The organism is Granulosicoccus antarcticus IMCC3135 (assembly GCF_002215215.1).
Classification (GTDB): domain Bacteria; phylum Pseudomonadota; class Gammaproteobacteria; order Granulosicoccales; family Granulosicoccaceae; genus Granulosicoccus; species Granulosicoccus antarcticus.
Window position 1 is genome coordinate 6116939 of sequence record NZ_CP018632.1, and the last position, 11748, is coordinate 6128686.

Consider the following 11748-nt stretch of genomic DNA (forward strand, 5'->3'; position numbering starts at 1 on the left):
GACTTCAACGAACAACGGGTCATGAACGACTCCTTGATTTCAGGAATTGACGGACAACCGTAGTCGAACGGCTATTGCGTAGATGATCCGGACAAACATAACCTTGCAAGCCTCTTGCAGTCAAAACTAATTTCATCAGGCAATAGCGACTAGCAGCATCCCAACCGCAGAGCCTGATCAGAACTGCCCTGCACCAGTGCAAAACGGGTAGACGTATTGTATTAGTGCAAACCCGTAGCTTGCCTTCGACTGGATCTTCGGATGAAACAATAAATTGTTTCACCACCATTAACGGCTTTTCAACAATCTCTCGACGGCTCGACCGGTAGCCAGTAAACGCGCATCATGATTCAGTGGCATGGTCATCTGCAAGCCGGTGGGCAGACTACCAACAGCGCTCGTATCATGCATGGGCAGTGTCAGTCCACACATATCCAGTAGATTGCCTGGCTGTGTATTACGAGAGGCGAGCAACGCCCGTTCGTGGATGGCAGGATTAGCCAGGTCGGCCAGTGGCATCGGCACGATCGGACAGGTAGGTGAAAGCCAGAGGTCAACATCATTGAAAGTCGCATTGGCCATTTCTATTAATGCTCGCCGCCGATGCTGCGCCTTGACGTAGACATGCGCTGGAGTCTCCAGACCGACCGAAGCTCTTGCCTCCGTCACTGGGTCCACGCCATCGCGAATCGCCATAAACCGCTCAGGTGTCAGTGTTTTTATCAGCTCAGCTGGCACGATGGCACTGAACAATGAGGTGCGTTCATGCACTTCGGGAAATGACAGCGGTACTCGGGTAGCTCCGTAACGCTCCAGAAGCTGGCAGGCCCGTTCGAAATCCTCCGCAACCTGTGGATCGAGATCGTCCATGAAAAGATCATCGATAATTCCCAACCGCAGTCCGCTGACATCCGCTCGATCAGCCACTGGCTCGCCCGTCATGAAAGTATGCATCAATGCCGCATCATCAACGGTTCGGCATAACGGACCGGCCGAGTCCAGCGTCGAGGAGAGCGAGAAAATACCGTCCAGCGGCCAGATCCCTACCGAGCTCTTGTAACCCACGATTCCTGTCAGACAGGCTGGCGCCCGAATGGAGCCGCCGGTGTCCGACCCCAAAGCCATGCCAACCATACCGCTGGCGGTAGCGACAGCCGAACCACTGGATGAGCCACCCGGAATACGATGAACTTCTCTATCGACCGGGTTCCAGGGTGTGCCGCGCGAGGTGTTCACACCTGTTGCACCCAGGGCGAACTCGACCGTCCGCGTTTTTCCCAGGGGAATCAGTCCTGCCATGCGCAAACGCCTGACCAGCCTGCCTTCACCACCGGTCAGTTCAGCCGTATCGGCGTTCGAGCCATTGGTCGTCGGCAACCCTTCGACAGCCATGATGTCCTTGACGCCCATGGGCAATCCCATCATGGGACCCAGATCAGTACCCTGTGCCAAGAGTGCATCCAGTGCGGCAGCCGTGCCAAGCGCACGCTGCGCATCCATGCATTCAAAGGCGTCCAGCGACTGATTGTCATCAACACGTTGCAGACAATTTTGCACGCTTTGTACAAAACTCAGCGAACCGTCGCGCACCCGTTCGGCCCAGGGCTGAATACCATCGGCAAAAAGATCATCGGTTGTCTGCGTATCAGTCATGTAACGATCCTGCCGTTGGCCGGAAAAATGAAGAGACTTGAATGATAGCGCCCTGTCGCGCTCGCCCACAAGCTGCGCCGAAAGACAAGACGGACCGGAACTTGTCGTTGAATCAGCTGCCTCACACTTTTACTAAAGTCGGCCTACACTAATCAGTGTAGTCGACGCCCGATTACCGATGCAATCTGCCCCCGACAAAGCTCGCCATGGCTCGATAGTGAAAAAAAATTTAGTAAATCCCGACGCAGTACCTCGGTGGCATGGACGAATACCAATAACCATCACACTGGCGGCGGCCATTGGTTTGCTGGTGCTGGTCACTGTCGGCGTCGTATTTGGTGTCGGTGTCTGGATTGCACAGAAAAACACCTTCGATCTGCTCAATCTCAATGCTCAACAAACCGTGGCCGCTGAGGTCAACCAGTTCGAACAGCACCTCAGACCTTCAGAGAATCTGACACGATTTCTGGCCGAGCGGATCTCCCGAGGTGAAGTCGATCCCGCAAACAAGGAGCAGTTCAGCCGCATGCTGATCGGCGCCCTTGCCGGCGTACAGCAGGTTGAAGTGATCGGCTTCATCGATACGCAACTGCAATCTACCTCCGCTCGGCGCGAGCGTGAGCTAGGCAGCGTCATCGTCAGCAATACCGATCAATCCAGTGACCCGGTGTTTCAGAGCCTTCTGGGTCGTGTTTCCGAAGGAGCTGTCTGGGGTCCGCCGGCATGGCGTGAGGAAATCCAGCGATCCTACCTCTACCGAGCGCATCCGGTCAGGCGCAACGGCGAGCTGATCGGTGCCATGGTCGCCGTGACATCGATCGAGGGCCTGTCAACCTTCATCAGTGAGCACGGAATCAAATCAGCGGGTAACAGCTTCATCCTCTACGGACGAGATGAGGTGCTGGCACACTGGCTCCTGATCGACGGCTATCCGAATCGATCCAGCGAATATCCGCTACCCAGCCTGTCACGATTTGGTGATCCGGTGCTGGCATCGATCTGGCAGCCGGCTGAACCATCACGAAACCCGAACAAGCCTGTGGATGGCATTCAGACTCATCTTCTGGAACTGTTCAACGATAGCTACGTCTATGTGTATCGCAGCCTGAAGGGTTTTGGGCCGGAGCCCATGATCATCGGTGCCTATTTCCAGGCCAACAACTCCGTCAAGGAAATCCGGCGGATGTTCGCCGCATTGGTGGCAGGCATCGTTGCACTACTGATTTCACTCATTGCAGCCATCATTCTCGGCCATCGGATAGCACGTCCCATCGTGCGCTTTTCGGCCGCTGCAGGCCAGATTCGGGAACTTGATGTCTCCCAGATAGAGGACCTGCCCGGTAGCATGTTGAGGGAACTCAACGACCAGTCAATCGCGTTCAACACCATGCTCAGGGCATTACGCTGGTTCGAACTCTACGTGCCAAAGAAGATTGTAGAACGCCTGATCAGACAAGCTGATGTTCGTGACACCATTTCGGATGCGCGCGAAATCACAGTCATGTTCACCGACATTGCCGGATTCACCAGCGTCTCGGAAGGCATGCTCGCGCCTGAAGTTGCAGCATTTGTGAACCATCACTTCTCACTGCTGGCAGATTGCATAGAGGCTGAAGAGGGCACCATCGACAAGTTCATGGGAGATGCCGTCATGGCCTTCTGGGGAGCTCCCGATGAGCAGACCGACAGCGCCGAACGCGCCTGCCGAGCCGCGCTTGCTATCGCCAGCACCATCCATGAAGACAACAAACAACGGCTGGCCAACGGAGAACAGGCTGTCGATATACGTATTGGCATTCATACGGGCATGGCCACCGTGGGCAATATCGGCGCACCAGGCCGGCTTAATTACACCGTCATTGGCGACACTGTCAATATCGGCCAGCGGCTGGAGCAATTGGGCAAAGAGATCTACCCGACTCACAACAAGGTGTCTATTCTGGTCAGCGACAAGACGGCCATCAAACTCAGCTCTGCCTTCACCCTCGCTGCAGCAGGCAATCACAAACTCAAGGGCCGCCAGGATGGAATGGCAGTATTTGAAATTGTCACTGATATTGCCTGATCAAGGCAACGGGCTGCCATTGACGCTCGCCTATTCTGACAAGGACCAGCAGGGCTTTCAGTTGTTACTGAACTCGCGGCCATCCGCCCCGCTGGACAAGCGCTGTTTGCGTCTGGACTCGCGATGCACCGTGTAGATGGAAGCCCCGATAATGATTGCAGCGCCCACCCAGGTGCTTATGCCCGGCAATTCACTGAACAACCACCAGCCGAACAGTGTGGCGTACACAAGGCGCACATAGTCCAGAGATGCCAGCAACGACGCTTCACCATAGGAATAGGCGTAAATATTGGCTTTCTGCGAAAAGTAGGACACCACGCCGATACCCGCCAGTAAAACCCACTCATGCAAGGTGGGCGGCACCCAGTAAATATAGGCGGGGATAGCCATGACCAGGCCCACCCCTATAGCCTGAAAAGCGAGGATCGTACTGGGCGCCTCGGTTCGTGAGAGCATGCGGATGATCACCATGACCAGCCCGGCGCTGGCAGCGCCTGTCACAGCCATCAGACCGTAGATTGTGAAACCATCAGCGCCGGGCCTCAACATCACCAATACACCGATAAAGCCGATTGCCACAGCCGACCATCGATAGAGCCCGATAGTCTCCTTGAGAAACCACACCGCAAAGATGGTGACGAAAAAACTCTTGGCGAAAGCAATGGCGGTTGCATCAGCCAAGGGCATATTCAGAATAGCTGTGAAGCCACACAGCATGGCAATCATGGCCAATAGAATTCGGGCAATCTGCAACGGTAAACGGGATGTTCGCAGCGAATCAGGAAAAGTCCTGACCAGCACAGGAGCCAGCATCACGGTCATACCCAGCTGACGGACAAACAGAATCTGGGTGACCGGCAGGCGTTCTCCCACCAGCTTGATCATGGCGACCATCAGGGAGAAACCAAAGGCTGCCAGCATCAATATCAGAGCACCCTTGACGTTGTCAGACTGCTTGTCGAAATGCTCCAATTAATTCTCTGCCCTTGAGTAGAGAGTCAGCTTACCGAAAAAAACTACTGCAGAATACCGCTCATTGCTTGATCGGCCTGATCGTTTTTCTGGTCGGGTCACCCACGACAATCATGACCTCTCGCGAGGCGCGCTGGAGTGTGTCGCCCGGGTTGATGGCCGTAAAGCGGAAAACATGCTCCCCCTCATCATCATTGTCCGTGTCCCAGTAAAATGTACGACTGCCGTCGCCATTGGCCTCGAAGCTGGCAGTGTATGGCAGCCTGTCTACCTGCAACACGGGAATCAGACCACCGGGCAGGATTGCATCCACATGCAGACTGACAACAACACCGGCGCTGACAACCTGGTTAGGCAGCTCAATCAGCATGGGTTCAGCAGCAGAGTCCACAGCCCAACCCGAGGGCAGATAGTCCTCCTTCGGCTCAAGCAAGGACTTCTGCCAGGATTCCTGCAAGAGCTCAGGGGGCGCTACTGCCCGCCCTGTTTTCATAGCGCGTTGAATCAACAGATCACGACTCTCCAGCATCTGGCCGGTGTCGACATTGGAGAGCAATATTTCGATTCGGGTTTCCAGAGCGAGATCGGGCCCTGCTCGCCAGTCCACGAATAACTGCCCTGCATCGTCCACAACCAGACGCGCGCCCGCCGGCGCATCGCCCAGGGAGACCTGGACCCGCACACCCTGATCGGTCACCGCCGCCATCGGCTGCTGCAAATGCTCGCCCGGCGCCAGCATGAGGGACTTTGTCACGACCAGGTTAGCGGCGTTCGCGGCGGACATTCCCACCATTGCCAACACGACCAACAACACGCCACCTGGAGTCACTGTCCTATGCCTCTTGCAATAACTGTATTTCAAAACCCTACCCCTCCATGTCATAGCGCCTTGCGAAACGTCAGATTCCAGCGCACCGGGCCAAAACGTGGATGCTCGGAAAACTTGAGTTTGCGCACCCCGTGAAAAAACAGACGTGCCGGACCACCAAATACCAGTACGTCACCGTCGCTCAAGTTTACTGGGATTGAGCTCCCCCGTCGCTCTGATCCGAGCACGAAAAAGCGTGCATTAATCCCTAAAGATACTGAAACGATAGGTGCATCACAATCTGACTCATCCCTATCCTGGTGAGCCCCCATTTGTGTGCCGGGCTGATAGTAATTGATCAGGCAGGCATCCGGTCGAAAGCCTGGAAATCCGGCCAACTCCGCAGCCGTTTCTGCCAGCTGGCGAAAAATTACAGGCATCACCGGCCACGGCTCTCCTGTCAGCGGATCAATGTCGCTGTAGCGGTACCCTTGCCGGTCAGACAACCAGCCAAACTGGCCGCAATTGCTGGTCTGCACAGACATATACGAGCCTCTTGATGTCTGCATGCGGCGCAACGGCGCCGCCATCAGAACCGACTCGAGCTCACCCTGCAAAGCAGCCGAGTCGGCGAAGTCACGCAACAAGACCATACCTGGACAAATTTCAACCGAATCGGAAAAAAGATCTCTCATCGAAGCCCCCTTCGCTGCTTTCTACCCGGGATCGGGCATAATTCCTGACTTACTCCCTCGCATTACGCACAATGCGCTCTATGCTCACTTCCAAGGCTCCAACCGAACTGGTCGAACATCTGTGCCGACACAGTAGTCTGAACTCATTCGATGCAGTCCGTCTGATCGATGAAATTCTGGCCTTCTATGACGAATCCAGCGCCAGCTTCATCCAGCGCAGACATCATGAGCTGCAGAAGTCGGGACTGGCGAACGCTGCCATTTACAAACAGATCAGCGAAGAGCTGGAACACCACCGGTTCAAGGTTGAACCACTCACGGAACGCCAGATCCGCCGCACTATCTACGGCTGAACTGGCTAACGACCTTCTGACCCATCAATTTCCAACGGCATCTAGACACTCATGTGCGGAATCATCGCTTATACCGGTAGCAAGGAGGCCAGCTCCATTCTCATAGACGGCCTTCACCGTCTGGAATATCGCGGCTATGACTCTGCCGGCATTGCGCTGGTCCATCGCAAACGGATTCGCTGCTGGAAGGCTGCTGGCAAGATATCGATGCTGGAACAAGGCTTGCCCGAGACCACGCCGGGCCATTGCGGCATCGGTCATACTCGCTGGGCGACACACGGCGCTCCGACCGATGCGAATGCCCACCCTCATACCGATACCGATCTGAGAATTGCTGTCGCTCACAACGGCATCATCGAAAATGCGGACTCTCTGCGTGCACAACTGATTGCTCAAGGTGTCACGTTCAGCTCGGAGACCGATAGCGAGGTGCTGGCCCACTTGCTGGCCGCATACGACGGCTCGCTTATTGATGCCATGCGCACCGTACTCCCCAAGGTACAGGGTACCTACGGACTGGCTGCTATCGATCGCAATGCGCCAGACACGATCGTTGTGGCCCGTCTGGGTAGCCCGGTCATTCTGGGCATCGGCGAAAACGAGATGCTGGCCGCCTCCGACATGTCTGCGCTGGCCAGACATACACAGGAGATCGTGCACCTGGATGACGGTGAAGTGGCAGAACTGAGCCCCAGGGGTTTTCACGTCACCACCATGGATGCCCGTCCCAGTCAGAAGTCCTCAACTCAGCTCTCAGGAGCTCTGGCCGATTACGACAAAGGCGGCTATGCCCACTACCTGCACCGCGAAATACGCGATCAGGTTGAAGTAGTGCAACGTACCCTCAGCGGCCGACTGGACTTGCGTTTTTCCACCGCTCACCTTGGCGGCCTGAACCTGGCCCCGCGTGATCTGCTCAATACCCGTCGAATAAAGATTCTGGGCTGTGGCTCTGCCTACTACGCAGGCATGGCCGGAGCTCATATGATCGAAGGACTGGCGCGTCTGCCGGTCAGTGCCGAACCGGCTGCCGAGTTCCGCTACCGGAACCCGGTAGTGGAGCCGGAGACCTTGTACATCGTGGCCAGTCAGTCGGGGGAGACGTTCGATACATTAGCCGCATTGCGAGAGATACGACGCAAGGGAGGCTTCGTACTGGGCATTGTCAATAGTGTGGGCAGCACGATTGCACGAGAGGTAGATGGTGGCATCTATATGCATGCAGGACCTGAAGTCTCCGTAGCATCGACCAAGGCCTATACCAGCATGCTGACTGTATTCTCCCTTCTTGCCTTGATGCTCGGACGTCTACGAGATGTCTCACCACAACGTGGCAGCACCCTGGTGGCAGCTCTGCAGGAACTACCTGACAAGGTCGGTGAGACACTGGCTCTGGAAGACTCCATAGCAGCCATAGCACCGACACTGATCAAGGCTCACAGCGCTTTCTTTCTGGGTCGCACCGCCTCCTATCCGGTAGCCCTGGAAGGTGCGCAAAAACTCAAGGAAATCTCCTATATACATGCTGAGGCCTACCCCGCCTCCGAACTCAAACACGGGCCGCTGGCGTTGATCAGTAGTACAACCCCGTGCATCGTTTTGCTACCTGATGATGAGTTGCTGACCAAATCTCTGACCTCGCTCGAGGAGATCAGAACACGCGGGGCACCCATCATAAGCCTCACCGATTCCAATCATCCACGCATCCACGAGCTCAGCGATCAGCTCATAACACTACCGGCCGTAAGCACGCTGCTACAGCCCATCGTGGCAGGCATTGCCTTGCAATTACTGGCCTATCACTGCGCCCTCTTACTCGAACGAGACATTGACCAACCGCGCAATCTGGCCAAGAGCGTCACGGTGGAATAACAACACGCCTGCCCGTGACATGCGCAGCAAATATGGCACCATTCTGGTGCCGATAACGCACCATTAAATTGCATCATTGCGGCAATACCCGGTTACATAAAACCCAAGCCATTGAAAACATGAGCTAATTACCATTGGCACAGTCCCTGTAATAACAGTACTGATTGTTCATGAAAGAACAACGGATCTGCTAACCATTCAGGGATACATGTCACATGCTGTTTAAACGAAGCTCTCGTCGATCAATTCTGGCCATGACCGCAATCGGTCTGACTACTTTGAGCCTGTCGCTGCAGGCGCAGGAAGACACGATCAAGGTCGGAATTCTTCATTCCCTGTCCGGCACCATGGCGATCTCGGAAACCACACTCAAAGACACCATGCTGATGCTCATCGAGCAACAGAACGCCAACGGTGGCCTGCTGGGAAAACAACTGGAAGCCGTTGTTGTCGATCCTGCCTCGGACTGGCCTCTGTTTGCAGAAAAGGCACGTGAGTTGATTGACAAGAATGGTGTCGCTGCCATTTTTGGCGGCTGGACCTCAGTGTCACGAAAATCAGTATTGCCGGTCATCGAAGAACTCGACAGCCTGATGTTCTACCCGGTTCAGTATGAAGGCGAAGAGTCTTCGAAGAACGTCTTCTACACCGGCGCCGCTCCCAACCAACAGGCAATCCCTGCGGTCGATTACCTGACAAACGATATCGGTGTCGAGCGCTGGGTACTGGCAGGTACCGATTATGTCTACCCTCGAACCACCAACAAGATTCTGGAGGCCTATCTGAAAGCCAACGGTGTTGCTGATGAAGACATCATGATCAACTACACCCCTTTCGGCCATTCAGACTGGCAGTCCATCGTTGCTGATATCAAACGCTTCGGTTCAGAAGGCAAGAAAACCGCTGTTGTATCTACTGTCAACGGCGATGCCAATGTGCCTTTCTACAAAGAGCTGGGCAATCAGGGTATCTCTGCTGAAGACATCCCGGTTATCGCCTTCTCTGTCGGTGAAGAGGAACTCTCAGGTTTTGATACAGCACCTCTGGTAGGTCATCTGGCTGCATGGAACTATTTCATGAGTATCGATAGTGAAGCCAATGATGAGTTCATCGACAGCTGGATCGAGTTTACCGGCAACGAAGATCGCGTAACCAATGACCCCATGGAAGCTCACTACATCGGCTTCAACATGTGGGTAAAAGCGGTAGAGAAAGCAGGTACAACAGAGTCCGCAGCTGTGCAGGATGCAATCATCGGTGTTGCCGTACCTAACTTGTCCGGCGGCTACTCGGCCATGATGCCTAACCACCACATCACCAAGCCCGTTCTCATTGGTGAAATCCAGGATGACGGCCAGTTTCAGGTCGTTTGGGAAACACCCGGTCTGGTAGCCGGTGACGCATGGTCTGACTTTCTGGATAGCTCCAAGGACATTATCTCCGACTGGCGTGCACCCTTGTCCTGCGGAAATTACAACGTGACCACCAACGTGTGCTCTGGGCAGAATCTCTAAGCTGCGCTAAAGCCGACGCAAGTGTACGACGCCCTGCACCCTGTGGTGCAGGGCTATTAGCCCCAAACTTCCTCACGCGACCTCAACTGACGCCTCTGGCATGCAGCCAGATATCCGGTGTTTTTCTGACTTATCAACTCACGGCTCAGAAAGGAAATTCATTACAACTATGGCCCTTTCACCACAATCACGATTTCGCCTGCTCCGACCTTTATTATTACTCTTACCGCTGGTGTGCTCCCTACTGGCCACAGCAGCCAATGCCGAAGTAAAGAGTGGCATCGACGAGCTTGACGGGCCCTTCACCCAATTTGTCGAAGGCAAGGGTGCGGATCGCACCAAGGCCCTTGATGCCATCGCCGCGCTGGAGCGCAATGACACACGAGAAGTTCTCGACGGCATCCTGAATGGAGATCTGATGCTTCACAAGGCTACCGATACCATTGTCTGGGCAAGCCTTGATGGACGAAAATACACCATGCAGTCGCTGGATCGCAGCAAGGATCTGGGCAGCGATACCAAGCGCAAACTGTCACGACTGAAGGTAACCAATAGCATCAGGAGCCATCTGCGTAGCCTGATTGCCAGCCTCGGCCTGCGATCTGACAACCCGGTCCAGCGTCTGGCAGCCATTGACGCCCTGATGGAAACACCAGAACAACTGCCTGATGAGACTCTGACAGAGCTACTCGGCAGCGAATCTGACAAAAAGGTACTTGCCTCGCTGCATGCTCTGGAAGCACGCAAACAGGCAATCTCTGATAATCCGGCGACACGGCTTCAGGCTCTCGAGACATTAAAGACAGACCTTTCCGGCAGCAGCCGTTCTCTGGTCCAGCAAATGGCCGCCACCGACGTTGAGCCATCCGTGCAGGAAGCCGCTGCAAAGGTCGTCATTCGTCAAGCCGAGAAAGTCACCTTCTTTGCCAGACTGGAAACTGTTTTCTTCGGACTGAGCCTTGGTTCGGTTCTGGTGCTGGCCGCCATTGGCCTTGCCATCAGCTTCGGGGTCATGGGCGTCATCAACATGGCCCATGGAGAGTTGATCATGCTGGGTGCCTACTGTGCCTGGGCCATGCAGCAACTCATGCCCAACGCACTGGGGGTCTCCCTGCTGCTTTCAATTCCTGTCGCTTTTCTATTCACAGGATTAATCGGCATATTCATCGAACGCACCGTTATCCGCTTTCTGTATGGACGCCCACTGGAAACACTGCTTGCCACTTTTGGTATCAGCCTGATTCTGCAGCAACTGGTGCGAACCTTTATCTCCTCCCAGAACGTACCCGTGGCTAACCCCGAATTCATGAGCGGTGTCGTTGAAATCAACAGCGTCTTCAGTCTGACTTCTAACCGTTTGTACATACTTGCATTCTGTTTAGTGGTTTTCTTCCTGCTGTTATCACTGCTCAGATACACACGCTTTGGCCTGGAAGTACGTGCGGTAAGCCAGAACCGATCCATGGCCAGAGCCATGGGCGTGCGCTCCTCACGTATTGATTCACTGACCTTCGGTCTGGGAGCCGGCATCGCCGGCATTGCCGGGGTCGCGCTGTCGCAACTGACCAATGTGGGACCCAACCTGGGTCAGGCCTATATCGTCGACAGCTTCATGGTTGTTGTATTTGGCGGTGTAGGCAATCTGTGGGGCACACTCATCAGTGGCATGACACTGGGTATAGCCAACAAGATAATGGAGCCATGGGCCGGCGCCATACTGGCGAAAATTCTGGTGCTGATTTTTCTCATCATGTTCATACAAAAGCGCCCCAGAGGGCTCTTTCCACAACGCGGCCGTGCTGTGGAGGCAGGTTGA

9 protein-coding genes are annotated in these 11748 nt (G+C 54.9%); 5 read left to right on the forward strand and 4 right to left on the reverse strand.

The features are described 5' to 3' along the window. Positions 1-288: 288 nt before the first annotated feature. Entirely contained in the window at positions 289-1653 is a 1365-nt protein-coding gene (locus tag IMCC3135_RS26510; protein ID WP_088920333.1) for an amidase, read from the reverse strand. A 217-nt stretch (positions 1654-1870) separates the two neighbouring features. Here IMCC3135_RS26510 and IMCC3135_RS26515 point away from each other — a divergent pair, with 217 nt between their 5' ends. Beyond that, on the forward strand, positions 1871-3718 hold the full coding sequence (locus IMCC3135_RS26515; protein ID WP_169727531.1) for an adenylate/guanylate cyclase domain-containing protein: 1848 nt from the start codon (positions 1871-1873) through the stop codon (positions 3716-3718). Positions 3719-3775: 57 nt separating this feature from the next. Here IMCC3135_RS26515 and IMCC3135_RS26520 read toward each other — a convergent pair whose 3' ends face one another. From IMCC3135_RS26520 to IMCC3135_RS26530, 3 genes are all read right to left on the reverse strand, one after another. Continuing rightward, positions 3776-4690, reverse strand: coding sequence for a DMT family transporter (locus tag IMCC3135_RS26520; protein WP_205737722.1), 915 nt, complete (start codon positions 4688-4690; stop codon positions 3776-3778). Positions 4691-4751: 61 nt separating this feature from the next. Next, a complete protein-coding gene (locus tag IMCC3135_RS26525; protein ID WP_088920335.1) occupies positions 4752-5519 on the reverse strand; it encodes a hypothetical protein in 768 nt (255 codons plus the stop codon). Between the two features lie 50 nt (positions 5520-5569). Then, the gene (locus IMCC3135_RS26530; protein ID WP_088920336.1) at positions 5570-6193 is read right to left on the reverse strand and encodes an alpha-ketoglutarate-dependent dioxygenase AlkB; all 624 of its coding nucleotides are present in this window, start codon (positions 6191-6193) and stop codon (positions 5570-5572) included. Between the two features lie 80 nt (positions 6194-6273). On the opposite strand from IMCC3135_RS26530, the gene IMCC3135_RS26535 reads away from it, so the two are divergent. The 4 genes from IMCC3135_RS26535 to urtB all read left to right on the forward strand — a co-directional run bounded on the left by IMCC3135_RS26535 (position 6274) and on the right by urtB (position 11748). Next, entirely contained in the window at positions 6274-6546 is a 273-nt protein-coding gene (locus IMCC3135_RS26535) for a hypothetical protein (RefSeq protein WP_088920337.1), read from the forward strand. A gap of 51 nt (positions 6547-6597) precedes the next feature. Beyond that, positions 6598-8418, forward strand: coding sequence for a glutamine--fructose-6-phosphate transaminase (isomerizing) (glmS, locus tag IMCC3135_RS26540; RefSeq protein WP_088920338.1), 1821 nt, complete (start codon positions 6598-6600; stop codon positions 8416-8418). A 215-nt stretch (positions 8419-8633) separates the two neighbouring features. After that, a complete protein-coding gene (urtA, locus tag IMCC3135_RS26545) occupies positions 8634-9932 on the forward strand; it encodes an urea ABC transporter substrate-binding protein (RefSeq protein ID WP_088920339.1) in 1299 nt (432 codons plus the stop codon). Positions 9933-10164: 232 nt separating this feature from the next. Then, positions 10165-11748 carry an urea ABC transporter permease subunit UrtB gene (gene urtB, locus IMCC3135_RS26550; protein WP_236994664.1) on the forward strand — a complete coding sequence of 528 codons (1584 nt, stop codon included), beginning with the start codon at positions 10165-10167 and terminating at the stop codon, positions 11746-11748.

What these genes read in the sequence shown, in the direction of transcription:
- IMCC3135_RS26510 (WP_088920333.1), bottom strand. Translation starts at nt 1,653, where the DNA reads ATGACTGATACGCAGACAACCGATGATCTTTTTGCCGATGGTATTCAG.
- IMCC3135_RS26530 (WP_088920336.1), bottom strand. Translation starts at nt 6,193, where the DNA reads ATGAGAGATCTTTTTTCCGATTCGGTTGAAATTTGTCCAGGTATGGTC.
- IMCC3135_RS26535 (WP_088920337.1), top strand. Translation starts at nt 6,274, where the DNA reads ATGCTCACTTCCAAGGCTCCAACCGAACTGGTCGAACATCTGTGCCGA.
- glmS (WP_088920338.1), top strand. Translation starts at nt 6,598, where the DNA reads ATGTGCGGAATCATCGCTTATACCGGTAGCAAGGAGGCCAGCTCCATT.
- urtA (WP_088920339.1), top strand. Translation starts at nt 8,634, where the DNA reads ATGCTGTTTAAACGAAGCTCTCGTCGATCAATTCTGGCCATGACCGCA.